15 protein-coding genes and 5 pseudogenes are annotated in these 24,039 nt (G+C 67.5%); 11 read left to right on the forward strand and 9 right to left on the reverse strand.

All coding sequences use genetic code 11. From position 1 onward, the window contains the following. Window positions 1–7 precede the first annotated feature (7 nt). Window positions 8–1,516, reverse strand: coding sequence for a protein-arginine deiminase family protein (locus NRF20_RS02185; RefSeq protein ID WP_413751884.1), 1,509 nt, complete (start codon window positions 1,514–1,516; stop codon window positions 8–10). Between the two features lie 578 nt (window positions 1,517–2,094). Between NRF20_RS02185 and NRF20_RS02190 the strand changes: the two are divergent. Together NRF20_RS02190 and NRF20_RS02195 are read left to right on the forward strand one after the other, a co-directional pair. Continuing rightward, window positions 2,095–2,626: pseudogene (locus tag NRF20_RS02190) on the forward strand (IS5 family transposase); the annotation flags it as partial. Continuing rightward, window positions 2,619–2,765: pseudogene (locus NRF20_RS02195) on the forward strand (IS630 family transposase); the annotation flags it as partial. The pseudogenes NRF20_RS02190 and NRF20_RS02195, both read left to right, overlap by 8 nt. Before the next feature lie 186 nt (window positions 2,766–2,951). On the opposite strand, the gene NRF20_RS02200 reads toward NRF20_RS02195, so the two are convergent. Next, window positions 2,952–4,208, reverse strand: a complete 1,257-nt coding sequence (locus tag NRF20_RS02200) for an FAD-dependent monooxygenase (protein ID WP_398634944.1) — start codon at window positions 4,206–4,208, stop codon at window positions 2,952–2,954. A 305-nt stretch (window positions 4,209–4,513) separates the two neighbouring features. Here NRF20_RS02200 and NRF20_RS02205 point away from each other — a divergent pair, with 305 nt between their 5' ends. Next, complete coding sequence (locus NRF20_RS02205; protein ID WP_376294315.1) at window positions 4,514–5,107, forward strand: TetR/AcrR family transcriptional regulator; 594 nt, start codon at window positions 4,514–4,516, stop codon at window positions 5,105–5,107. Between the two features lies 1 nt (window position 5,108). Here the strand turns inward: NRF20_RS02205 and NRF20_RS02210 are convergent, their stop codons facing one another. Continuing rightward, window positions 5,109–7,154 (reverse strand): discoidin domain-containing protein, encoded by a 2,046-nt coding sequence (locus tag NRF20_RS02210; protein WP_413751885.1) that lies wholly within the window; start codon window positions 7,152–7,154, stop codon window positions 5,109–5,111. A gap of 567 nt (window positions 7,155–7,721) precedes the next feature. On the opposite strand from NRF20_RS02210, the gene NRF20_RS02215 reads away from it, so the two are divergent. Further along, entirely contained in the window at window positions 7,722–9,773 is a 2,052-nt protein-coding gene (locus tag NRF20_RS02215) for a phosphocholine-specific phospholipase C (protein ID WP_413751886.1), read from the forward strand. Between the two features lie 191 nt (window positions 9,774–9,964). On the opposite strand, the gene NRF20_RS02220 is transcribed toward NRF20_RS02215, so the two are convergent. Beyond that, on the reverse strand, window positions 9,965–10,159 hold the full coding sequence (locus NRF20_RS02220; RefSeq protein ID WP_398634941.1) for a hypothetical protein: 195 nt from the start codon (window positions 10,157–10,159) through the stop codon (window positions 9,965–9,967). 421 nt (window positions 10,160–10,580) lie between these two features. Between NRF20_RS02220 and NRF20_RS02225 the strand changes: the two genes are divergently transcribed. Together NRF20_RS02225 and NRF20_RS02230 are read left to right on the forward strand one after the other, a co-directional pair. Continuing rightward, window positions 10,581–12,005 (forward strand): IS701 family transposase, encoded by a 1,425-nt coding sequence (locus tag NRF20_RS02225; protein WP_398634940.1) that lies wholly within the window; start codon window positions 10,581–10,583, stop codon window positions 12,003–12,005. Between the two features lie 144 nt (window positions 12,006–12,149). Then, the gene (locus NRF20_RS02230; protein WP_413751887.1) at window positions 12,150–13,187 is read left to right on the forward strand and encodes an IS630 family transposase; all 1,038 of its coding nucleotides are present in this window, start codon (window positions 12,150–12,152) and stop codon (window positions 13,185–13,187) included. Here NRF20_RS02230 and NRF20_RS02235 read toward each other — a convergent pair. Continuing rightward, entirely contained in the window at window positions 13,168–13,653 is a 486-nt protein-coding gene (locus tag NRF20_RS02235) for a hypothetical protein (RefSeq protein WP_413751888.1), read from the reverse strand. The two genes, NRF20_RS02230 and NRF20_RS02235, sit on opposite strands and share 20 nt — an antisense overlap. Before the next feature lie 193 nt (window positions 13,654–13,846). Continuing rightward, window positions 13,847–15,457, reverse strand: a complete 1,611-nt coding sequence (locus NRF20_RS02240) for an IS1182 family transposase (protein ID WP_413751889.1) — start codon at window positions 15,455–15,457, stop codon at window positions 13,847–13,849. A gap of 325 nt (window positions 15,458–15,782) precedes the next feature. On the opposite strand from NRF20_RS02240, the gene NRF20_RS02245 reads away from it, so the two are divergent. Both NRF20_RS02245 and NRF20_RS02250 read left to right on the forward strand, forming a co-directional pair. Further along, window positions 15,783–16,508 carry a hypothetical protein gene (locus tag NRF20_RS02245; protein ID WP_413751890.1) on the forward strand — a complete coding sequence of 242 codons (726 nt, stop codon included), beginning with the start codon at window positions 15,783–15,785 and terminating at the stop codon, window positions 16,506–16,508. Between the two features lie 227 nt (window positions 16,509–16,735). Next, window positions 16,736–17,269 (forward strand): annotated as a pseudogene (locus NRF20_RS02250) (transposase); the annotation flags it as partial. A gap of 23 nt (window positions 17,270–17,292) precedes the next feature. On the opposite strand, the gene NRF20_RS02255 reads toward NRF20_RS02250, so the two are convergent. From NRF20_RS02255 to NRF20_RS02265, 3 genes and pseudogenes are all read right to left on the reverse strand, one after another. Then, window positions 17,293–17,985: an IS3 family transposase gene (locus NRF20_RS02255; protein ID WP_413754512.1), complete on the reverse strand. Its 693-nt coding sequence runs from the start codon at window positions 17,983–17,985 to the stop codon at window positions 17,293–17,295. A gap of 21 nt (window positions 17,986–18,006) precedes the next feature. Next, window positions 18,007–19,666 (reverse strand): annotated as a pseudogene (locus NRF20_RS02260) (IS4 family transposase); the annotation flags it as partial. 136 nt (window positions 19,667–19,802) lie between these two features. Further along, window positions 19,803–20,368, reverse strand: a pseudogene (locus NRF20_RS02265) (IS3 family transposase); the annotation flags it as partial. A 355-nt stretch (window positions 20,369–20,723) separates the two neighbouring features. Here NRF20_RS02265 and NRF20_RS02270 point away from each other — a divergent pair. From NRF20_RS02270 to NRF20_RS02280, 3 genes are all read left to right on the forward strand, one after another. Continuing rightward, a complete protein-coding gene (locus tag NRF20_RS02270; protein WP_398635364.1) occupies window positions 20,724–21,557 on the forward strand; it encodes a PIG-L family deacetylase in 834 nt (277 codons plus the stop codon). A gap of 211 nt (window positions 21,558–21,768) precedes the next feature. Beyond that, on the forward strand, window positions 21,769–21,975 hold the full coding sequence (locus tag NRF20_RS02275) for a hypothetical protein (protein ID WP_398635363.1): 207 nt from the start codon (window positions 21,769–21,771) through the stop codon (window positions 21,973–21,975). A gap of 274 nt (window positions 21,976–22,249) precedes the next feature. Further along, window positions 22,250–23,947, forward strand: a complete 1,698-nt coding sequence (locus NRF20_RS02280) for an IS1182 family transposase (protein ID WP_413751891.1) — start codon at window positions 22,250–22,252, stop codon at window positions 23,945–23,947. The last annotated feature ends 92 nt before the right edge of the window (window positions 23,948–24,039 follow it).

The following is a 24,039-nucleotide window of genomic DNA, read 5'->3' on the forward strand; positions in this document are numbered from 1 at the left end:
ATCGACCCTATGAGACGCGGTGGTTCGCGCGGATGGCGCCCCGGGACCGGGAACAGTCCCGCTCGGTCCACCACGGCCGGGTCCCGGACAGGCTTCGCAGAGCGTTGGTCGCGCAGTGCACTTCCCCGCCGACGGTGCCGAGGTGGTGCGAGTAGGCCCAGTCCTCCACCCAGAAGATCCGGGTGCCCGTGCCGCTCAGGGCCTTCTCGGCCGCCCGCTCGAAGACGTCCCGGCCGTCCCTTTCCGGGGCGTGCTGGCGTGGCGCCAGGTAGACCCCGGTGCCGGTGCTCACGCCGTTGGCCGCGCCGGGCAGGTAGTTGGCAACCACGTCCCGGCGCGGATACCCGGCGGGCACGTCGAGCCGGTTGAAGAGAGCGGGAACACGGACGACATGGCGTTCCGTCAGCCCCGCTTGCTCGCGAAGGGTACGCAGAGCGGAGTCGATGCCCTTGCGGGCGATCTCCGTGCCCCGGGTCAGTGCGGGCTTGCGCAACGCGTCGGCGACCGTGAGACGGGGATCCTCGGTGTCCTCCGGAGCGATTCCGCGGACCAGCGACTCCCCGCCCCGACCGCGCTCCACGAGATCTTCCAGCAGTTTCCGTCCCAAGTCGGGGTCGGCGACAACGGCCACCCAGCCCCGGTCGTTCCTGGCCGGGACGAAGGACAGGAACTCGTCGATGTGACCGACCCCCAGCCAGCTGGTGTCCACCGATATCGGCCGCTGGTAGCCCTGCGCGGCGAGCATCCGGGTGAAGGAGGCGTCCGGGGATTCTTTGCCTCCCGTACCGCCGTAGATGACCCGGCCCACCGGGTAGCGGTGGCCTCGCCAGGTGTACGGCGGGACGGTGCCGAAGTTCCCGGTGGAGCTGAACGAACCGTAGTACAGGCTGTCGTCGCTGCCGACGCGCTGGGGATCGTACTGCTGAATCACACCCGTGCCGGCACCGCGGAGCAGCGGGAACACGCTCCGCGAGGCGTCCCTGAGCGGGAAAGCGGGTGTGGCCGTGCCGGGCATCACGTCCGCGGACCGCAGGATGACGGTGACGCGGTGTTCACGGCCGCCCGGCGCGGGGATGGACGCGTAGGCGGCCTTGAACAGGTCCTGCATCCAGACATCGCCGCCGGTGGGGTAGTTGTACAGCGGGGCGGGCAGCCCGGCCCGGTCGAGACCGCGTCGCAGATCGCGGCGGAACGCGGCTTCCCCCGGTCGCACGGGCCGTGGCTGCACGGCGGGATCGTAGTGCTTGCCGCGCTCCACCTCGGCCGGCTCAGTGCTGTGATCGGCCGTCATCATGTGCTGTATCGGCATCAGGTCGTGCTGGAACACGAGTGGCGCGACCCGTAGTCGTACCCGGTCCTCGGTCATGGCGCCACCGCGTTCCACCTTGAGAACGATGTCGGTGAAACCCGCCCACTTCTGGGGGTCGCGTACGAAATCCTTGGCCTCCACGCCCAGCCGGATGCCGTGGCGCAGTTCGTCGGTGGTCAGCCGGTCGTCGGGCCTCAGCGGAACCATACGGCCACGGCGCTCGGCGAAGATCCGGACATGCTTCCGGGAGGCCGGGTCGGCAGCAACGGTGGCGGTGGTGCCGGGTGTCCTTACCGGCTTCGTCGTCCTGAGTGATCAGGCCGTCCCGGTTCGTATCCGCTCGGATCACCGGTCCGGGAGGCGCGGCGTGCGCCGGTTGTGCCGGGAACGTCCCGGTCACGACCGTGAGGAGAGCGGTTCCCAGTGCACCCGCGCTCACGGGCACAAGGCGGCAGCGCCGGTGGCGCGGGCGCCCGACAGTGCCGGAGCCGGTGGCCGAGAGAGCCAACAGTGTTTCGTCGTCCATGGCCCCACCCTCGGCCACGGACCGTGGACGGGGCATCCACCCGATGGCTGGTTCCCGCGCGGGAGGCGACGGCCGCCTCATCCTTTCGGCCGATCGGCCGACCGGGACGTGCGCGGGCCCGGCGAGGCAAGCAGCATCCCGCTGGCAGCACCGTCCACAGCCACCGTTCCTCCAGCCGCCCCCTCACACCAGGAGCGCCTCGGACCGCTTGACGACACCCAGCGTGAGGTCCTCGCCGACCTCCCACGGCTGTTGCTCGGTCCGGGATCACCGGCAGGTGATCAACGGGATTCTGCACTGGGTACGGACTGGGGTGCAGTGGCGTGACTTGCCCGAGCGGTTCGGACCGTGGAAGACCGTCTACGAGCGCCATCGCCTGTGGTCGGGCGACGGAACTTGGGAACGTCTGCTCCAGCAGGTCCAGGCCGAGGCCGACGCGGTTGGTGAGATCAACTGGGACATCTCGGTCGACTCACCATCGTCCGTGCGCATCAGCATGCGGCTGGCGCCCGCACCGATCTGCCGCCGGCACCCGCCTCAAAGGGGGTCGAAGAGCGGGAACACCAGGGCGAGACGCCGTGGCAGAGCCTGGTCGCCCGCCTGGTGGAGGTGGTGCTGGAGGTGAGGGCCTGGGCCGTTCGCGGGGCGGGTTCACCAGCAAGATCCACCTGAGTGCGGATGGCCGTTGCCGCCCCCTGTCCCTCGTTGTCAGTCCAGGTCAGCGGGCGGACTGCACCAAGTTCATCGCCGTGCTGGAGAAGATCCGCGTCCCCCGATCCGGCCCGACGCGGCTGGCTCTCGAACGTCGCCTTCAGCACCCCCGAACACCTCATCCAGCGCATCCGCCGCGGCCTACGACACATCCAGTACCGCAGCGACCTCATCGACGGCTGCCTCGCCGAGACCGGCCTGACTGTCAGACCCACCTGAACAACGGCACGACACTACGAGTTCAACCTCAGTAACGAGCTCGTGCATGGTTGGCGGTGGAGCGTCGACGTCCGCGGTTTCGCTCCAGGGCTCACATTCGCAGATCGACTCGGAATCGGGGCGCTCGGACGTCAAACGACAGACCCGGCGGGCTGCCTGCGTACGCGTGTCGAAGGGCTACGGCGGTCATGGTGCCGGATCTGCGGCGTGGGGCAACACTGTCCACGACGCGTGGGTGTTGACCTGCGCCACTGTGGCCTGAGCCAGCTTCTTGTAACGGTTCGAGATCTCCTCGGCCCGGCCGACGGGCAGCGGCCCCCCATGCTCCGCGGCTCGAGCGATGATCTCCTCCGGTCCCAGATCCCGATTGCCCAGCACGACCGCGTTGACCATCGGCCGGCGCAGCTCGTCGTAGCGGCGGAGCGCGGCTACGGGGTCACGCTCCCGGGCCAGGCACCAGGCCAGTACGCGGGCGTCGATGATGGACTGCGATCCGCCGTTCATGCCCATCGGGAACATCGGGTGTGCGGCGTCACCGAGCAGGGTGACCCGTCCGAAGCTCCAGCGCGGCAGTGGGTCGCGGTCGAGCATCGGGTACTCGAAGATCGCCGGGGAACGCTCGACCAGCGTCGTCAGGTCGATCCACGGCAGGCTCCAGTCCGCCAGGCCGGCGCGGGCCTCCGCCGTCGTGATGCGACGGTTCGAGCGGTCCAGCGGTCTGCCGGACGGCCCGTGCCGTACCTCCAGCACCCAGTTCATCAGGGCTTCGCCGCCCTCGGTCGCCGGGTCCTCGATCGGGTAGGCGACAAATTTCGCACCGGGGGTGCCCCCGGCGACCACGATCGAACGGCCGTCGAAGATGTGCCGGTACCGTGCGACACCGCGCCACATGTGGACGCCGTTCCAGTGGGAAGGAGTCTCGTGCGGGTGGAGCTGGGCACGGACCGCGGAGTCGATGCCGTCGGAGCCGACCAGCAAGTCGGCGTCCTCAACCGTCGACTCGCCGCTCGACCGGTCCAGAAAGTGTGCCCGGACGCCGCCCGCCGCCTGATCGAGGCGCTGGAACTTCAGACCGGTGCGGACAGCGTCCGGCCCCAGGCGCTCACGCATCGCCGCCAATAGCATCACGTGCAGGCGGCCACGGTGCACGGAGTACTGCGGCCAGTGGTAGCCGGCCGCGAGTCCGAGTGGCTCCTCCCACACCGGTTCGCCCGCCCGGTCGCGGTAACTCAGCCGATGCGGAGGCAGCGCGACGGCCGCCAGTTCATCGGCCAGACCGAGCTCGGCGAGCTCCCGTACGGCATGCGGCAGCAGGTTGATCCCCACCCCGACGGCCTCGATGGTCCGCGCCGCCTCCATCACCCGCGGCTCGAAACCGGCGGCATGCAGGCCCAGGGCGCAGGTCAGCCCGGCGATGCCCCCGCCCACGATGGTGACCCTCATCCGCCTGCCCCTGCCTTTCGCCAGCACTGCGACCGAAGCACCTCGGTGAGACGCACGACCATGATGCCGGACGGGGCCGGTTCGGCGCCGTAGCAGCTCTGTCCCTGACCGCCTGTTGGCCCCGGTCCCTGATCCGCTGCTGACTGATCGCTTCGGAATGAAGTTCGTTGTGATTCCTGGCGGTTGCGTGATGCACCGGCAGGATCTGTTGGGTGTTCGATGACCTGTGGGGCCGCATGGCCTCGCAGCCCGCTGCCGCGCGCCCCCCGCGGCGTATGCTTGCGCCGGTCAGGGGAGGAGGCGCCATGGGGCGGATGCCGTCGGCGCAGCGGCGCAGGCAACTGGTCGAGGCCGCGATCCGGGTGATGGCCCGCGACGGCGTCGCGAAGACCACGACGCGGTCCGTCGTGGCGGAGGCGGGTGTCTCGCTGAGCGTTTTCCACTACTGCTTCGACTCCAAGCAGGAGTTGCTCGAAGCGGTGATGGACACCATCTCCGAGCACTCCGAGTCGGATGTCCTCACCACGCTCATCCGCAGGCCCACCCTGCGCGAGACGATCCGCGCCGGGCTCCAGGCGTACTGGGATCATGTGCTGGCCAATCCCGGCGAGCACATGCTGACGTACGAACTCACCCAGTACGCCCTGCGGGAGCCCGGCTATGAGCATCTCGCCCGGCGGCAGTACGAGCGCTATCTCACGGCACACACCAAAGTGATCCGTCAGCTCCCCTCGGTCCTCGGCGTGGAGCTGACGGTGCCCGAGCCCGCGGCCGCCAGGTATCTGGCCGCGCTGACCGACGGGCTCACCCTCAACTTCCTCGTGCTGGGCGACGAGGAGAAGGCGGGCGACGTGCTGGACATCGTCGCGGACCAGATCCTGACGTTGGTGCGGGAGTAGCTCAGCGGCTGTACACCGCTGCCTCGTTGATCGAGTAGCCGTACTTGGTAGCCCGCGTCACGCCTTGGATACGGACGTACCGCGCCTGCACCGGGCTGAACACCGTGTTGTCCAGGCCTCCGTCCCCGCTGTCCGTGGACCACACGGTCCGCCACGTGGTCCCGTCGTCCGAGACCTCGATCCGGTAGGTCCGCGCATAGGCCTGTTCCCAGTCCAGGGAGACCTTGCCGACCGTACGGGAGCTGCCCAGATCGAGCCGCAGCCACTGGTCGTTCGACCAGCCGCTCGCCCATCTCGTGCCGGTGTCGCCGTCCACGGCCTTCTCGGCGGCGTAGCTGGTGAACGGGTTCCACTCCGTTTCACCAGCGCTCGCCGCGGCGCCGGCGGCGAGGTTGGGTGCGGGCTTGTGGAGTTCGGTCGCCTTCCAGGTGCGGAGGTAGGACTCCGCGCCGTCGAGCAGGTCCTGCACGGTGTCCTTGCCGCCGCTGAGCCGGATCTGCTCGATCCAGTCGGGCACCATCCCGACATGGGCCGCACCGTCGGTGTTGAAGTCCCAGGTGCGCTGGCCGGTTTGCTGACGGTCGATGACGGAGCCGCCGTCGGCGCTGCGGAAGGGATACTTGACCGCGTTGGGGGCGCTGGGTCCGACCGGTCCCGGCCAGCCGCCGACGCCGTTCATGTCGGTGCCGTAGCCGACTCCGACGCCGTACTTCTGGCGCAGCGCCCTGGTGGCGGCGGATTCCTTGGCGAAGCTGTCGGCGCTGGACATGTACGAGGCCTTGAAGCCGCCGAGGCGGTAGACGCGCTCCAGCCAGCCGTCGTCCATCCAGCTGTGGCTGGAGAGCACGCCGGGGTAGTTCGCCGACTCCAGCAGGTCCAGGGCGCGGCCGGCCGCCTTGACGCTCATGTGGTCGGCCTCGAACATCATGTTGCGCTTCATCAGCCCCTTGACGGCGTACTCGCCGAGGCGGGTCAGCCCACGGGTGTTGCACTGCGCGCTGCTGTCGTATGCGGGCACCTTGGTGCCGGCGGGCAGCAGCTTGGTCACCTCGGCCGGGGCGGCCACGTTACCGGCGGGGTTGTCGTGCTGCGGACCGCTGCACTTCTCCATACTCCAGAAGGTGCCGGTGGAGAGGAACTGGCCGATGTTCACGGCCGTTCCGATGGTGCCGGAGTCCATCCGCACCCCGCACAAGGCGTTGTCGAACTTGTGGCACAGGAACATGCTGCGCACACCGAGCTTGTACAGCTCGTCCAGACCGCTGTCGATGTCGGCCTGGCTGCACTGGGGGACGTCGAGGATCTGCTTGCAGCCGAAGGGCTCCGAGGTCTCGACGCCGAGCACCACGGCGAGCTTGCCCTCCGCGACGACCTGGCGGGCCTGGGTGGAGTCGGTGACGATACGGAAGAAGCCCTTACCCGTTCCGCCGTAGATCTTGTCGATGTAGTCCTGCATCTCGTAGGTCTTGCGGGCTTCGAGACGGATGGCGTCCATTTCGTTGCAGCCGCGGTCCCTGACGTAGATCGAGCACAACAGGCCGTTGGTGACCAGGTCGTTGACCAGGATCCGCTGGCCGCCGCGCCAGGTGCGCTCCAGCCACGCGTAGTAATTCTGCTGATGGCTCAGGGAGTTGTGGGCGGGCCAGGACTTGAACGTCGGCCAGCCCACCGGGTCGTGGTGGCCGTCCGAACCACCGGTGACGTTCTCGAAGAGGGCGAGCGCGCCGTCGGGATAGTGCTCGGGGCAGTCCGCGAGGGCGTCGGCGATGCCCGCTTCGGAGAACGGCTTGCCGCAGATGATGCGGCCGCCGAAGCCCTCGTTGGACATCACGTGATTGTGCGCGTCGACGAAGCCACGGACCCGGCCCTGACTGTCCGTGCCGCGGAAGGGTTCGCCGGTGACGTTGATCTGTGAATCGGCGGCGGGCCGCGCCGTGGGCTCCCACCAGGGGGTGTCGGCTCCGACGGCGGGCGGGGAGCCCACACCGAGAGCCAGCAGGAGGGTGACGACAACGGCAAACAGTCCACGTCTGCGCAGGAGGGTCATCCGGGCTACCTTCGTTGTCCGGGATGGGCGCGCGCCAACTTACTCGCGCTTAGGTCCCGTCGAGGATGGCGCGGACCTGACAACGAGTCAAGAGTCCGGGACAGATGACCTATTTGATATCCCGTCAACGGCCGGCTGAAGAAAGCCCTCTCGGGACGGCCTGTCTTCGGGGCCGGGGAACTCACGCGATGGCACCTCGCGCAAGCGGGTGCCGGCCGATGTCGGTGGGGGGTGACATTGGGGTGCCTCCCGCGCTCCGAACGTGAACGGGACGGCCTCCACGTTCCATGGCTGCGGCACGATCTTCAGAGCGCCGACCGCCGGAGCGACGAGCAGCATCCAGCCCATGAACGGTCCCGAACATTTGATCAGCGCCTTGGCCCCGGCGGCCGAACGGCTCCGGAATCCCTCCCCCCACGACGCGCTGACGGCCCGCACACCAGCCGCCCACATTTTGCTCGACCGTCACCTCGGCCCACTTTCCTCAAGTCTGGGTCCTCTTGAATACTCCGTCTGCCCCTCTCCGTGGACGGACATCACCGAAGCAACAGGAGGATCCCCACAGCCATGACCGAAATCAATCGGCGTCGCTTCCTTCAAATCGCCGGAGCCACCACGGGGTTCGCCGCCCTGTCCGGCTCCATTGACCGCGCCGCAGCCATCCCCGCGGCGCGCCGCAGCGGAACCGTCCTGGACATCGAGCACATCGTCGTCCTCATGCAGGAGAACCGTTCCTTCGACCATTACTTCGGGTCGCTGAAGGGTGTCCGGGGCTTCGGTGACCCCCGCCCGGTGACACTGCCCAGCGGCAGACCGGTATGGCACCAGACAAGTGGCGGCAAGGAAACCCTGCCCTACCACCCGGACGCCGACGACCTGGGCATGCAGTTCATCGCAGGCCTCGACCACGACTGGGCCGGCGGCCACAGCGCGTTCAACAACGGCAAGTACGACAACTGGATCCCCGCCAAAGGCACCGGCACCATGGCGTACCTGACACGGGACGACATCCCGTTCCACTACGCCCTCGCCGACAAATTCACCATCTGCGACGACTACCACTGCTCGTTCATCGGTGCGACCGACCCGAACCGCTACTACATGCTCTCCGGACACGTCGGCAACGACGGCACCGGCGGCGGCCCGGTCCTCGGCAACCAGGAAGCAGGCTACGGCTGGACGACATACGCCGAGCGCCTCGAGAAGGCAGGCATCTCCTGGAAGGTGTACCAGGACATCGGCGACGGCCTCGACGCGGCCGGCGGCTGGGGCTGGATCAACGACGCATACCGCGGCAACTACGGCGACAACTCCCTGCTGTACTTCAACAACTACCGCAACGCCAAGCCCGGCGACCCCCTGTACGAAAAGGCCCGCTCCGGCACGAACGCCAAGGCAGGAGACGGATACTTCGACATCCTCAAAGCCGACGTCAAGGCCGCAAGACTGCCGCAGATCTCCTGGATCGCCGCCCCCGAAGCGTTCTCCGAACACCCCAACTGGCCAGCAAACTATGGTGCTTGGTACATCTCGCACGTCCTTGACGCACTCACCTCGAACCCCGACGTATGGAGCAGGACCGCCCTGTTCATCACATACGACGAGAACGACGGCTACTTCGACCACGTCGTGCCGCCCTACCCGCCGGCCTCCGCCGGCCAAGGCCTGTCCACCGTCGACACCGCACTCGACCACTACAAGGGCAGTACCGGATACGCCGCAGGCCCCTACGGCCTCGGACAGCGCGTCCCGATGATCGTTGTCTCGCCATGGTCCACCGGCGGATACGTCTGCTCCGAGACCTTCGACCACACCTCGATCCTGCGCTTCATGGAGAACCGGTTCGGAGTGAAGGAGCCCAACATCTCACCATGGCGGCGCGCCATCTGCGGTGACCTCACATCCGCCTTCGACTTCTCCCTCAAGATCACAGACCCGGCTGACCTGCCGGACACCGCGGGCTACACCCCGCCGGACCGCGACCGCCACAACAGCTACGTACCGAAGCCACCCGCCCAGGGCACCCTGCCCCGGCAAGAGGCCGGGGCGCGGCCGAGCCGCCCGCTCTCCTACGCTCCCTACGCCGACGGGGCCGCAGACCTCACGACCGGCAAGTACAAGCTGACGTTCAGCGCAGGGGACCGGGCGGGCGCCGCCTTCCAGGTGCGCTCCCAGAAGCGCACCGACGGCCCGTGGACGTACACGGCGGCAGCCGGGAAGCCCGTTTCCGACAGTTGGAACTCGGTGTACTCCAGCGGTAGCTACGACCTCACGGTCCACGGCCCCAACGGCTTCCTGCGCACCTTCAAGGGCAACAACAAAACCGCCGAGCCGGAGGTGACGGTACGTCACGACGCCGGCAACCTGAAGCTCACCCTGACCAACCCGTCGACCGCCGACGCGCACCTCACCGTGACCAACGCGTACGGCGGCGAGCATCAAACCTACACGGTCCACGCCGGCGCCACCGTCGTGCAGAGCATGGACCTGCGCGCCACCAAACGCTGGTACGACCTGACGGTCGTCGTCGATGGCAACGCCGGATACCTGCGGCGCCTGGCCGGGCACGTCGACAACGGTCAGGTCGGCGTGAGTGACCCGGGCATCGCAACCGTGTGAGACCTGCACCCACCGCCCGGCGGGCGGAGGGGCACACACACTCGAAGGGTTTCGAGGCACCGGCGTGACGTGCCGGAGTTCATCGAGATCCTGGACACCGAGCGTCGTCCTCATGGTGCCGGTTTCTGGCAGAGTGCGTGCGACGACGAAGCCCTGACGGATATCCGGCGGGGCTTCGTGGCGCAGCGGGGCTACGACGGCGTGCAGCGTCCGGCGCGGACACCGTTGTACCCCGGCCCTCCGCTTTCGAGCACGCGGAGCAACGATGCTGTGACGACACGTGTTGTGCGGCCGATGCGCAGCATGCGGCACGGGAACTCTCCGCGACGAACCAGGTCGTAGCCCTTCGCCCGCGAGAACCCCAACGCCCTGGAAGTGTCCTCCACGCTGCCTGTTCCGCCCCAGGTGGCGCGGATGCGCGAAGGGCTGTACTGGGTGCCTGCACGTGGTTAATCTGTCCGTGCATTTCGGATTCTCCAGTTCCAGAGCGCTGCTTACTCGCGGCTTATGCAGTTCGTAACTTTCACTCCGTCACGCTGCGCAGTTGCGGCGAGACGGAGAACTCGACCGTTCAAGGTCGCTGGGCAGAGGGCCCGGCGGTGCTGTGAGGCGGGCTGCGCGGGCGGCAGTGGCGAAATCCTTACGGCGGGATTCGAGGCGTTCGATGAGCGGGTCCCGGACCCATCCACCCATCATTTGCTCCCACATGGCCGGGCAACGGTCGACTAGCGGTGGTTTGTTGACGGGGGGTCAGGGTCGTAGTAGGCCGGTAGCAGAGGTACGTCGCCTCGTCGCCTGGGGGCTGTGATGACCCGTCGTCTGCCGTGTCCGCCCGCACCGGGCCCGCTGGAAGCTTACGCCGCACGCTTCGATGACCTGTTCTCCACACTGGCACAGCGCCGTGGGTTCCGCGAGTACCTGACCGGGCTGCTGCTGCCGCGGGACCGCAACAAGACGCTGACCTGCCTGGCCGGCACCGAGCCCGTCGTCGGGGCCCAGCACCCCTCGGTGCAGCGGCTGCAGTTCTTCTTGTCCGAGTCGACGTGGGATCACGAGCGGGTCAACGCCCGCCGGGTGGAACTGCTGCTGGCGGACCCCGCGACCGCGCCGCACGCGGGCGGGGTGCTGGTGATCGACGACTCCGGGGACCGCAAGGACGGCAAGGCGACCGCGCACATCGGACGGCAGTGGCTGGGCCGACTGGGCAAGACCGACAACGGCATCGTGACAGTGACCACCTGCTGGGCGGACGAGAACCTCTACTACCCGCTGCACTCTGTGCCCTACAGCCCCGCCCATCACTTCCCCAAGGGCAAGAGCGACCCCGGCTTCCGCACGAAGCTCCAGATCGCCGCCGAACTGGCCCGCAGCGCGAAGGGCGCCGGGGTGGCCTTCCGGGCGGTGGCCGCCGACTGCGCCTACGGCGACCAGGACGGCTTCCGCAGGGAACTCGACAAGGCGGGACTGCCGTTCGTGATGGCCCTCAAACCGAGCCACGGTACCTGGGCTTACGGCAAGGACGCCTACACCCCTGTTGACGCCGCCCGCGCCCTGAACTGGAGGGACCCCAAGCATCCCGGGGACTGGACCGCCGTCGAGCGCACCTTCCGCGACGGACACACCGAGACATGGTGGGCCGCCGACGCCCACCTGGGCTGGTGGGGACCGGACGGCCACACCCGCCTTGTCGTGGCCACCACCGACCCGGCCACCCTGCCCGCGCGGACCACCTGGTATCTGGCCACCGACCTGCCCCGCCCCGGCGGCCCCCGCGAGGCCGACAGCCCCGAACCGGCCGCCGACCTGCATGAAGTCGTCCGGATCTACGGCATCAGGCACTGGATCGAGCAGAGCTACAAGCAGATCAAGGACGAACTGGGCTGGGCCGACTTCCAGGTCCGCTCCGATACCGCCATCCGCCGCCACCAGACCCTGGTCACCTGCGCGTTCTCGTTCTGCTGGGACACCTGGTTCACTCAACCTCCGGACCGGGAGCCTGCCGTTGTCCCCACGGTCCCGCCGGCTGCCACGCCAGTGGGACCGGCTGAGAGGGGGCCCAAGCAGAACCCACCAGCCCCAACCGGCCAGCTGGCCTCAGGCAATCCGCGCCGTCCGGGCCTGGCTCGATCCCTGGACGACCATCCAACGCTGCTGGCGAGCCTGGAGCAACGCACCCCCGCCACCCGAACTCCAAGCCCTGATCAACGCCGTCGGCGCAGGCCACCCACTTAATATCTACTCCCCGGATTAACAAACCACCGCTAGTGTCTCGTGATCCTGTTGGTGGAACCTGTGGTCGTTCTACTCGTTGAGCCCGGTATGGATCTCTGCTCTGAACAGATGTCTGATCTGCGGGAGTTGGCGAACTCTCGTCACGTGACGGCTGATCTGGCACTGCGTGCGCGGATCGTGCTGTGGTCCGGCGAGGGACGGCGGCGTAAGGAAATTGCCGAGTTGGCCGGGGTGTCGCCGGTGGCGGTGGACCGGTGCAAGGCCCGTTATGCCGCCCGGGGGTTGGCCGGCTTGGAGGAGAGACGCCGCGGGGGCGGGCGTGATCAAGTGCCGCCGCAGACGCGGGGCCGCGTAATTGCGCTGACGAAGATGACCCCGCCGGCGGATTCGGGGCTGTCGCACTGGTCCACCCGGACGCTGGCCGATCACATGAAACGACGCGAGGGCATCTCGGTGTCCTGGCACTACGTTGCCCGTGTCTGGCGGGAGGAGAATCTCAAGCCGCACCGGAACGGCACCTTCAAGATTTCGAAGGACCCCGCGTTCGCGGACAAGGTCGCCGATGTCGTCGGCCTCTACCTGGCCCCGCCCGGCGGCGCGGTGGTGCTGTCCATCGACGAGAAGACGCAGATACAGGCGCTGGACCGGACCCAGCCGGTGCTGCCGGTCGCCTTCGGCGCGAGCGAGAAGCGCACCCACGACTACGTGCGGCACGGCACCACCAATCTGTTCGCCGCCCTCAATGTCCATACCGGTGAGGTGACCGGCGAGTGCAAGCCGAGTCGGAACGGGGCGAACTTCCTCGCCTTCTTGAAGAAGGCGACCAAGCCGCACGCCGGCAAAGAGATCCACGTTGTCCTGGACAACCTGTCCACCCACACCACGCCGGAGGTGAAGGCGTGGCTGGAGGAGAACCCGCACATCCACTTCCATTTCACTCCCGTCGGTTCCTCGTGGTTGAACCAGATCGAAATCTGGTTCGGGATCCTTACTCGGCAGTCCATTCGCCGCGGCACGTTCTCCAGCGTCAACGTCCTGGTCAAGCAGATCCGTGACTACATCAACTCCTGGAATGAGCACGCGAGTCCGTTCACCTGGACCACATCCGCCGAGGAGATCCTCGCGAAGGTCCGCTTCGTCCAGACCAACATGAAGAAACTCGTCAATAACAACTCAAACTGACACGATCAGGATCACGAGACACTAGGGAGAGAGCCTGAGCTACTTGCATTTCGGTGAGGGTGGCGCTGCCGCGGAGGCAGTAGTCCAGAAGATCTCGGTCATGCCTTCTTTCCTCCTCGTCCTTGCGCGCCCACTCGACGAGAAATTCCCAGGCTACGTAAGCCGAGCTATGACGATCAACGGTGCAATCTTCTGGGTCGCCGGGACACCAGCCTGCTTCCAGGGCGCTGATCGTCGCGCGCAGTACCGCGCGATCGAGCGCGCAGCGTTCCAAGAGGCGGCATTGCGAGAGAAGGAACTCGGCGGCTGTAAGGACATCAGGAGGGGCGAGGAGTTCCAGTGAGGCGTATCGGGTTTCCACCGGGATAGCGTGCTTGGCCACGAGCCCCTGGCGTTCATCGTGATCGAGGTTCGGGAGTCGCTTCACCACCCCTACCAGGGTGTCGGAGACGCTCAGGAACTCCATGCACGCGCTGTCGAGTGCAATGTGCCGTTGCTGATCCCGCTGGAGGAGGCTCTGGGTCTGTACCGCCGAGATGGCCGTGTCGGCCTGGATACGCCCGGCGAGGAGCGCGGCAGACGTTGCGCTTTCTGCGCTGCGCTTGGTCCACCACGCTGCAACTAAGCTTGACTCTGTCGGTGATCTTGGATGGTCGAGGTTAGGTGCCGAGGGTGCGCCAGGACTTCGATCGGGGAATTCCTTGCTGGTCCAGGAAGGTCTGGAAGGCGGTCGGCGGTCTCGGTGAAGGGGTTTCCTGGGTCACTGACCGAGTGCTGAGTCGTTCGATGTTCACGGCGATGGCTGTGAGTACGTGTTGCAGGTGGGTTTTCGGCTGTCCTCGGTAGCGGCAGTGGCGCATGCCGTGTCCGTGGGCGAACTCGTTGATGGTGCCCTCCACGCCGGAGTGGACTGCGTAGCGGGCCTTCCACTCGGGTGTCTGCTGCTCGGTGCGGACGCGGACTTGCAGGTCGCGGAGTTCTCGTGGAGGGAAGCCCACGTTCCGGGCGCCGTCGCGGGAGCTGGTGCACCGAGGGCGGTCCGGACACGGCTGGCACTGTCTCTTGGTGAACCGCGCCACGATCAGGGGTGCCGCGGTGGGCGAGGAGGTCGGGTAGGGGCCGTGCCTTCCCTGGCTGACCTGGCCTCGGGGACAGGTGACCTGCTTGCGGTCGAAGTCGATGTGGAAGTCGTTCCGGTCGAAGCCTTCGTTCCTGCGGTGCTGGCGGGTGGGGTTGCCCGGCAGTGGCCCGCTGACAGTGGTCTGGTGTTCGCGGTCGGCTCGTTCCAGGTGGACCAGAGAGGTGTAGCCGCCGTCGACCAGGTGCTCGGCAGGCAGCAGCCCGCGACGAGCCAGGCGGCTGTGGAAACCGGGCAGGGCCTGGCCGTCGTTCGTGGCGGCCGAGGTGGTGGCCACGTCCGTGATCACGTTGGCGCTGTCGGAGGCACACGTCTCGGTGACATGCGCGGCGAATCCCTTCCAGCTGATGATGTGCCCGTGACGGACGTAACGCGCCGTGGTGTCGTAGGGGGAGACGACCGCTGAGGAGGAGGGCGGCAGGCCGCCGTCGTCGGCGGTGCGCCAGCGCAGGCGGCCTGCCGTGTCGCGGTAGTAGTGCTGCACCACGATCTGCCGTAGGGCCTCGGCTTGTGGGCCGGGCCGGTAGGCGGACCCGTCCCGGTGGAGGCGTTCCAGCAGTCGGCAGGCGTCGTTGCCGGCGGCGAGGATCCTGGTCTTGGGCCGGGTGGGGTTCTTGCCCAGGCGGACCGGGCGGCCATAGCGGCGCCCCCAGTCCTCGTCGACCAGGCCGATCAGCAGATGCCCAGCCGTGCGGGCCACTTCTTCAAGCGCGGCACGGACCGCCTCGGTGACCAGTTCCAGCCGGGTCAGGTCGCGCACCGCGGCCAGGACGTGGGTGGAGTCGGTGCGCTGCGTGGTGCGCTCGCCCACGAGGCCGGCCTCCTTCAGACGGGCGAGCACCAGATCCAAGAGTCGGTCGGCGCGGTCGTCCTGCGCGAGGCGCTCGCGGAAGTCGGCCAGCACGCTGTGGTGGAAGCCGGGATCGTCCAGCTCCATGGCCATGGCGTACTTGAAATCGATGCGGCAGCGGACCGCTTCCGCTGCCTGCCGGTCCGACAGACCAAGCAGGAACTGCAGCACACAGACGGTGGCCAGTTGGGCAGGCGAGAGCCCGGGCCGCCCGTCGCGCGGATACCAGCCGGCGAAGTCCTCGTCGCACCACAACCCGTCCAGCCGGTCTCTGACCCACATCGCCGTCGTACCGGCCGGATTGCTTGCCCGTGCGATCTGGGCGGTCAGAGGCGGGACTTGCTCACCGGAGCGGGGATGGAGCGACAACGGACAACTCGGCAGCTGTATCGGCCTTCGAAACAGCACTGAGCATGCCCGCCGATCATGCTCGCGCACTGGGAAACCCCAAGATCACCGACAGAGTCAAGCTAAGAACCCGCGCGGATAGGCTGGGTTTGGGGCCTCGGTCGGGGCGTGGTGCGGCTGGTTGGCCGCTACTGGCTGTGATTCCTGCTGGGGTGTGGAGACGGTTCCGGCTTGTTGGGTGATCTGCGATCATGTCGAGATGTCGATCACCGTCTCCGTGCCGTGCCCGACGTGTTCGGGGTGCGCCCGACCCGCCTGGTCGGAGAGTCCTGCGCCGCGCTGGGCCGCGCTGGCTGGCACAGCGCGTGTGGAGTGGGCGGACGGCACTCCTTGCAGCCTGCCGCTGGACTCACGTGAGCTGTTCCCCAGAGCGGAGTCGCTGCCGCTGCCCGGCGAGGAGCGGGTGGTCAGGGTGCACGGGCCCTTCCTCGCCGATGGCCGAGTCCCGTTCTGGGCGCTCTTCGAGCCTGCTCTCGCCGCGCTGAACGGGCTGGACGAATATCCGGAGTTGATGCGGAACTGTGCGCTGATCGCTTGCACGCCCCGTGCCGTGATCGCCCGGGGAGGCGGGTACGCCTGGTTGCGAGTCCGAGTGGAGGAGGTCACGAAGCTGGTCGAGGCCGCAGACAGATTCCCGCCCTCGGCTGTCGGCTCATTGGAAGGCTTGCTCCCTCCGGGTGGGGCCAGGATGACGTCCAGCCAGGTCGCTTCGGGCGGCCTGCTCTACTACTGCTGGTCGATTCAGAGCAACATCGGGTGCTGGGCAGTGTGTACCGACGACGAGCACGGCATGGCGGTCCTGCTCTACGGGGAGTGGGCTTTCGATCAGGACGACGTCGCTCTTGGCCATCGCCCGCTCTCCCCGTCCGAGACCGCCCAGCTGCGGGCCGCGTGGCCCGACCCGCGCCCCGGCCGCAACGGATGATCCACTGCCCGAGGGCCAAGAGCGGCAGCCACAGCCGGGCGGCGGCACGCCATGCTGTCGCGTACGGACACTACCGGGGTGCTGTTCGGAGTCAACGCCCCACCGGGCGCTGATCGTGGTGCTTTTACAACCCGCGCGGGGACGTGGCCAGTGGGGCTCAAGGAAGACAGGACCGGCACAGGTTCCGTGATCATGGAGCTGCGACGCTCTGTGATCATGGGAGACCTGTGCCTGCGCTGCCATCGTGGCTAACCGAACCGCTGTGGGACCAATTCGCCGTCCTGCTTCCGCATCATCCCAAGTTCGATCCGACCCACCCGTTGGGCTGCCACAGACGCCGGATCAGCGAGCGGATCGTCTTCGACAAGCTGCTGCAAGTCCTCCGCTTCGGCTGCTCCTACGAAGCAATCGCGGACTCTGCTTGCTCGGCCACCACGATCCGAGGCCGCCGGGACGAGTGGATACGCCTGGGGTTGTTCGCCCGGCTGAAGCAGATCGCGCTGGATGCCTACGACCGCGTCGTCGGTCTCGTCCTGGACCGGATCGCCGTGGACGGCGCCATCACCAAGGCCCCCGGGGGCGGTGAAGCGGCGGGACGCTCGCCAGTCGACCGGGGCAAGCAGGGCATGAAGCGGTCGGGCATGACCGACGGCTACGGCATCCCGCTCGGCCGTGTGCTGGTCGGCGCCAACTGCCACGACTCGCCGCTCCTGGCTCCAACTCTGGATCTGCTGGCCGAACTCGAGCCAATGCCCGATGAACCGCCCCGGGTTCGGTAGAGATCTCAGATTGTGGTTGTGACCTGGGGTTTCGTGAGTTCCATGTAGTAGTTGGTTTCGTACTCGACGGGTGGGATGTGCCCTATCTCTCCGTGGAGCCGGCGATGGTTGTACCAGTCGGCCCACTCGGCGGTGGCGAGCTCGACCTGGGAGAGTGTCTTCCAGGGCCGCTGGGGTTTGATCAACTCGGTTTTGTACAGGCCGATCGCGCTCTCCATCAGGGCATTGTCGTAGGCATCGCCGACCGAGCCGATGGAGGCGGCAATGTCGGCGGCGTCCAGATGCTCGGCGAGCCTGAAACTCGTGTACTGCGACCCGGCGTCCGAGTGATGGATCAACTCACCTGGCTGTATGGGGTGTTGGTCGCGGTCACGTTGCCAGATGGCCATCTCCAGGGCGTCCAGGACGAAGACGGTCTCCTTCACGGTGGCGGCCGACCAGCCGACGATCCGGCGGGAGAAGGTATCCAAGACGAACGCGACATAGACGACGCCGGACCAGGTCTTGATGTGGGTGAAGTCCGCCACCCAGCACCGGTTCGGGGCCTGGGCGACGAAGTCACGGTCGAGGCGGTCCGGGGCCCGGTCGACCTGCCCGCCGGGGAGCGTGGTGATCACGCGTTTGCCGCGGATCGCGCCCTGGATGCCGAGTTCGCGCATGAGACGCTCGACGGTGCAACGGGCTGCGGTATGCCCCAATGCCGCGTAGTTAAGCGGTTCCGGGCGCTTGCAAGGGGTGTTGACCTGCGGACTCGCCGGATGGTCGAGGCGATGTCGCCCAGGCGGAGACCAGTTCGTACGTGTCCTTGGCGGTTCTGCGGAGCATGCCGTCCTTCACCCACGTCGAGAGCTGCGTCCATAGGCTTTTGATGTTGGGGCAGTTGATTGCTTGAGCGATCTCGTGGGATCGCCACGGGCGGTCCGGGGCGGTCCGCAGGAGATCCAGGACGAGGGTCTTGCGGCCCGGATTAACGGGAGGCCGGTCGGGCTCGGGTGGCGGCAGGACGGCCTGGTGGACCGCGATGTCCAGCGAGACGATGTCCTGGCTGACGGCGGGGCGGGGGTCAGCGGAGTTGCCGGGGTAGCGCGTCATGGGGCACTTCACCTTGCGGGCGCTGACGCGTGCGCGCCGAGGCGGCAGTAGATCAGAGAGCACGGCGTGCCCGATCAGCCCCGGGTCGTCGATGCGGTCAAGGGCCGGCAGGATGCCTCGCGCCGATGTCACCTGGTCACGGGCGGTTTCGAGGGCGACGGTGAAACTGGCGCGGTCGGGGTCGATGCCGGGAACTGACTCGACGGCTTCCGTCATCGCCCGTCGGAGGGCCTGATAGGCAGTCAGGATCGCCCAGAGTTCCTGTTCGAGGCCGAAGGGGTCGCAGGAACGCAGAACTCGACCGCGCAGGAGCGTGTGCCGAAGTGCGTAGAAGGCCGACTCGATCTCCCAGCGTTCGTGGTAGAGCCGTACGAGCGCGGCGGCCGGGTCGCTATGGGGGTCGAGCAGGGTGGTGGCCAGGCGGTAGCGGTCGTGGATGCGCTGGCCGTCGCGGGTGGTCACGGTGATGTCCGCTTCGATGACCCGGAGCTGGAGCCCGCCGAGGCGGGTGAGGTAGGAGCCGTCAGGCAGGACGGCGATCACAGCGGGCTTGCGGTTCGAACCGAGGCGGGCCAGGAGCTGGGCACCGGTCTTGGCCACGGCTGTATAGAAGTTGTTGCCGTCGAAGCCCCGGTCGACCAACAGGAGCATCGTCGGAGTCAGCAGGTGCATGAGCCGGGCGGCATGGGTCGACTCCCCGGTGCTGGTGGGGCCGAAGACCGCGCCGAGCAGGCCACGCGTCCCCGTCTCGACCAGGGCGGTCAGCCGCAGGGCGGGATAGCCCGAGATGCCCCAGCGGTGCTTCGACTTGCCGAACAGGTTCCGGATACGCGGCTGGTCAGGGGCCTTGAGCGAGCTGCATCCGTCGAAGGCGACCGTCCGCCACGAGCGGTAGCACGTGCCGTGGGTCCCAGGGCGGGCGAGCGGCCCGGACACCGCTTCGAACAGCGCCTTCAACGGTGCCGGCCCCAGGCGGCGACGCAGGTCGCGCAGGGCCTTCTCGGAGGGACGGTGCAGCGTGAGTCCGTGCAGACCCGCGGTGAGCTTGCCCCACACCCGCATGTATCCCAGCGACGGGAACAGCGCCAGCGCGAGGAGGAAGTAGATGCCGACCCGGGAGGGAAGATGCCGCAGGCGGCGATGCCCTGATCTGGTCTCTTCCAATACGGCGTCGGCGAGCTCGAAGGGGACGTGCTGAGTCAGCTCGCCGAGGTGTCCCGGTGCGAAGGGTCCGGCAGCGCAGGTGATGGCATGGGTGAGCGTGGTGGTGGCACACTGATCGGGCAACGGGACCTCTCGTGCAGGAAGACCTTGGACGGCTTCTCTGCTTTACCGGAGGTCCCGTTCTCATGTCTGGTGAATCCGCAGGTCAACACCCCTTGCAGGCGCCCGGAACCGCTTAACTACGCGGCATTGCGGTATGCCCCTGCCGGTTCAGCTCGCGCCAGATCTTCCGGGCCCCGTAGACACGGTAGTTGGCGGTGTGGACCTGGCTGATCAGCTCCTTGAGCTCCGCGTCCCGCACTGAACGTGTTGACGGAGCGGCCTGTCGTTTCTTGTTGGCGTAGTAGGTTGAAGGGGCGATCTTGCAGTCGTGCTCGGTGAGCGTCCTGCAGATCGGCTCGACGCCGCCGAAGCGGTCCCGGTGCTCGTCGATGAACGCTACGAGCGAGTGTGTGGCCGGTCGAGCTCGGCCGCGAAGAAACTCGCCGCGGCCTTCAGGATCTCGTTGGCCCGCTTCAGTTCGGCGTTCTCCTTCCTCAACGCTTTGAGCTGGGCGGACTCCTCCGTCGTCGTCCCGGGTCGCGTTCCCGCGTCGATCTCGTGCTGCTTCACCCAGTTCCGCAGCGTCTCGCGGGACCCGATGCCGAGCTTCTCGGTCACTGCCTGCAAAGCGGCCGTCTCGTTCGCATGGTCGTCGCGCACCTCGGCGACCATGCGCACCGCACAGCGGCGGAGCTCAAGGAGGTAACGGGAAGGTCGTGCCATGACTCGATCCTTTCATGAAATCGAGTCTCCATTCGAGCCGGGGCGGTTCATGGGGGAATGAACTGGGTTGACTGGCGGCTTGGTGCGGCGCACGGAGGCCGACGTGGCGCTGCGACGTGCAGGTCGCGCCTGTACCGCGTTCGCGTTGAAACTCCGACGCCTGGAAGGCCAATTGGCTGCGCCGGGAACAGCCGGCCCGATCGGCACGGTTACATCGACCGAGGGACCGGCGCCGTACGGGCGGGGAGACACGGAGACTGCAAGGGTGTCCGCCCCGCCAGGATCCGGGCCCCAGGATCGCGGTACGCCCGCCGCGCACTCGGACCAACCCGTATTTCTGCAGGAGGACTGTTTCATGATTGACCGGCCGTTGACGCTCATGGCAGTGCACGCTCACCCCGACGACGAGGCCACCGGAACCGGAGGGGTCCTCGCGCGGTACGCGGCGGAAGGCATCCGCACCGTTCTCGTGACATGTACCGACGGCGGTTGCGGTGACGGACCGGGGGGTGCCAAGCCGGGCGCTCCCGGGCATGATCCCGCGGCCGTTGCCTTGATGCGCCGCCAAGAACTCAAGGCGAGTTGTGACGTACTGAAGGTCAGCGATCTGGAGATGCTGGACTATGCCGACTCCGGGATGATCGGCTGGCCGAGCAACGACGCCCCCGGATCCTTCTGGCAGACCCCCGTAGAGGAAGGCGCCGACCGACTTGCGGAACTCATGCGGCACTACCGGCCCGATGTGGTCGTCACCTACGACGAGAACGGCTTCTACGGCCACCCCGACCACATCCAGGCCCACCGCATCACGATGGCGGCGCTGGAGATGACCGCGCTGACACCGAAGGTGTACTGGACGACGATGCCCCGCTCGATGATGCAGCGGTTCGGGGAGACCGTGCGCGAGTTTCATGAGGACATGCCGGAACCGGATCCTGCCGAGGCCGCCGCGATGGCCGAGATCGGCCTCCCCGACGATGAGATCACCACGTGGGTGGACACCATCGCATTCAGCGGTCAGAAGTTCGATGCGCTGGCCGCGCACGCCAGTCAGGGCGAGAACATCTTCTTCCTCAAGATGGGCAAGGAAAGGTTTGGCGAGTTGATGGGTATGGAGACCTTCGTACGTGTCAAGGACGCCACCGGCGCTGCCGTACCCGAGAACGATCTCTTCGCCGGACTGCGCTGATCCGCTGTGTGTCGTCATTACCGCGTTGGCGCCGGCGTGGACTGGACAGTTCGCCAGTCGGGTGGCGGCCAGCACAGCACTGGGGCTCCTGCCCGCAGTCGGGCTGCACACGATGGCCCGAATGTCGCAGAGCGGGATCCGTGAGAGAGCGTCGCTGAACTCGCTCGCGGGTTCAACCGCGGGCGAGTCGGCGTGACATCACCATGTCGCCATGGCGGGCCACCACCCGCACCTCGCCACCGCCCTGACCGGGCAGCCGCCCGAGGCCGAGGATTCATCGGAGTCGCTCTTCAACCGCATCCTCACCCGCGTGCTAACCGGGCTCCTTCAGCCCGACGACATCGGAGCGACCCCCGTGCGCGGTCGCGCGGAGGCAGAGCCATCCGCGGCCAGTCCGGGGCCGACCGCAACCTCCTGATGCCTCATCGGGAGAGTCATGCCCGAGCTCTCACAGTTTCGGCGGAACCCCGGTAAAAACCACCCCAGACTGCGCCTGCGGCCTCTACTTGGCCGCCCCGAGATCTGACCGGACCTCACACACAACAACAGCGGGAGTCAACCCCCGAAGGACTTCGAGCATCGACCACTTAGCTTGACTCTGTCGGTGATCTTGGGGTTTCCCAGTGCGCGAGCATGATCGGCGGGCATGCTCAGTGCTGTTTCGAAGGCCGATACAGCTGCCGAGGTGTCCGTTGTCGCTCCATCCCCGCTCCGGTGAGCAAGTCCCGCCTCTGACCGCGCAGATCGCACGGGCAAGCAATCCGGCCGGTACGACGGCGATGTGGGTCAGAGACCGGCTGGACGGGTTGTGGTGCGACGAGGACTTCGCCGGCTGGTATCCGCGCGACGGGCGGCCCGGGCTCTCGCCTGCCCAACTGGCCACCGTCTGTGTGCTGCAGTTCCTGCTTGGTCTGTCGGACCGGCAGGCAGCGGAAGCGGTCCGCTGCCGCATCGATTTCAAGTACGCCATGGCCATGGAGCTGGACGATCCCGGCTTCCACCACAGCGTGCTGGCCGACTTCCGCGAGCGCCTCGCGCAGGACGACCGCGCCGACCGACTCTTGGATCTGGTGCTCGCCCGTCTGAAGGAGGCCGGCCTCGTGGGCGAGCGCACCACGCAGCGCACCGACTCCACCCACGTCCTGGCCGCGGTGCGCGACCTGACCCGGCTGGAACTGGTCACCGAGGCGGTCCGTGCCGCGCTTGAAGAAGTGGCCCGCACGGCTGGGCATCTGCTGATCGGCCTGGTCGACGAGGACTGGGGGCGCCGCTATGGCCGCCCGGTCCGCCTGGGCAAGAACCCCACCCGGCCCAAGACCAGGATCCTCGCCGCCGGCAACGACGCCTGCCGACTGCTGGAACGCCTCCACCGGGACGGGTCCGCCTACCGGCCCGGCCCACAAGCCGAGGCCCTACGGCAGATCGTGGTGCAGCACTACTACCGCGACACGGCAGGCCGCCTGCGCTGGCGCACCGCCGACGACGGCGGCCTGCCGCCCTCCTCCTCGGCAATCGTCTCGCCCTACGACACCACGGCGCGCTATGCCCGTCACGGGCACATCATCAGTTGGAAGGGGTTCGCCGCGCATGTCACCGAGACGTGTGCCTCTGACAGCGCCAACGTGATCACGGACGTGGCCACCACCTCGGCCGCTACGAACGACGGCCAGGCCCTGCCCGGTTTCCACAGCCGCCTGGCTCGTCGCGGGCTGCTGCCTGCCGAGCACCTGGTCGACGGCGGCTACACCTCTCTGGTCCACCTGGAACGAGCCGACCGCGAACACCAGACCACTGTCAGCGGGCCACTGCCGGGCAACCCCACCCGCCAGCACCGCAGGAACGAAGGCTTCGACCGGAACGACTTCCACATCGACTTCGACCGCAAGCAGGTCACCTGTCCCCGAGGCCAGGTCAGCCAGGGATGGCACGGCCCCTACCCGACCTCCTCGCCCACCGCGGCACCCCTGATCGTGGCGCGGTTCACCAAGAGCCAGTGCCAGCCGTGTCCGGACCGCCCTCGGTGCACCAGCTCCCGCGACGGCGCCCGGAACGTGGGCTTCCCTCCACGAGAACTCCGCGACCTGCAAGTCCGCGTCCGCACCGAGCAGCAGACACCCGAGTGGAAGGCCCGCTACGCAGTCCACTCCGGCGTGGAGGGCACCATCAACGAGTTCGCCCACGGACACGGCATGCGCCACTGCCGCTACCGAGGACAGCCGAAAACCCACCTGCAACACGTACTCACAGCCATCGCCGTGAACATCGAACGACTCAGCACTCGGTCAGTGACCCAGGAAACCCCTTCACCGAGACCGCCGACCGCCTTCCAGACCTTCCTGGACCAGCAAGGAATTCCCCGATCGAAGTCCTGGCGCACCCTCGGCACCTAACCTCGACCATCCAAGATCACCGACAGAGTCAAGCTAGCGAGGGGCCCTCCGACATTCGGACTCGGCGTACGCGCCCCTCCGCGCCGAATTGG

Source organism: Streptomyces sp. R-74717 (assembly GCF_047305335.1).
In the GTDB taxonomy this organism is placed as follows: domain Bacteria; phylum Actinomycetota; class Actinomycetes; order Streptomycetales; family Streptomycetaceae; genus Streptomyces; species Streptomyces atratus.

What these genes read in the sequence shown, in the direction of transcription:
- NRF20_RS02235 (WP_413751888.1), bottom strand. Translation starts at nt 13,653, where the DNA reads ATGGAGTTCCTGAGCGTCTCCGACACCCTGGTAGGGGTGGTGAAGCGA.
- NRF20_RS02200 (WP_398634944.1), bottom strand. Translation starts at nt 4,208, where the DNA reads ATGAGGGTCACCATCGTGGGCGGGGGCATCGCCGGGCTGACCTGCGCC.
- NRF20_RS02205 (WP_376294315.1), top strand. Translation starts at nt 4,514, where the DNA reads ATGGGGCGGATGCCGTCGGCGCAGCGGCGCAGGCAACTGGTCGAGGCC.
- NRF20_RS02275 (WP_398635363.1), top strand. Translation starts at nt 21,769, where the DNA reads ATGGCGGGCCACCACCCGCACCTCGCCACCGCCCTGACCGGGCAGCCG.
- NRF20_RS02240 (WP_413751889.1), bottom strand. Translation starts at nt 15,457, where the DNA reads ATGTGGGTCAGAGACCGGCTGGACGGGTTGTGGTGCGACGAGGACTTC.
- NRF20_RS02270 (WP_398635364.1), top strand. Translation starts at nt 20,724, where the DNA reads ATGATTGACCGGCCGTTGACGCTCATGGCAGTGCACGCTCACCCCGAC.
- NRF20_RS02210 (WP_413751885.1), bottom strand. Translation starts at nt 7,154, where the DNA reads ATGACCCTCCTGCGCAGACGTGGACTGTTTGCCGTTGTCGTCACCCTC.
- NRF20_RS02185 (WP_413751884.1), bottom strand. Translation starts at nt 1,516, where the DNA reads ATGGTTCCGCTGAGGCCCGACGACCGGCTGACCACCGACGAACTGCGC.
- NRF20_RS02245 (WP_413751890.1), top strand. Translation starts at nt 15,783, where the DNA reads ATGTCGATCACCGTCTCCGTGCCGTGCCCGACGTGTTCGGGGTGCGCC.
- NRF20_RS02215 (WP_413751886.1), top strand. Translation starts at nt 7,722, where the DNA reads ATGACCGAAATCAATCGGCGTCGCTTCCTTCAAATCGCCGGAGCCACC.
- NRF20_RS02225 (WP_398634940.1), top strand. Translation starts at nt 10,581, where the DNA reads ATGACCCGTCGTCTGCCGTGTCCGCCCGCACCGGGCCCGCTGGAAGCT.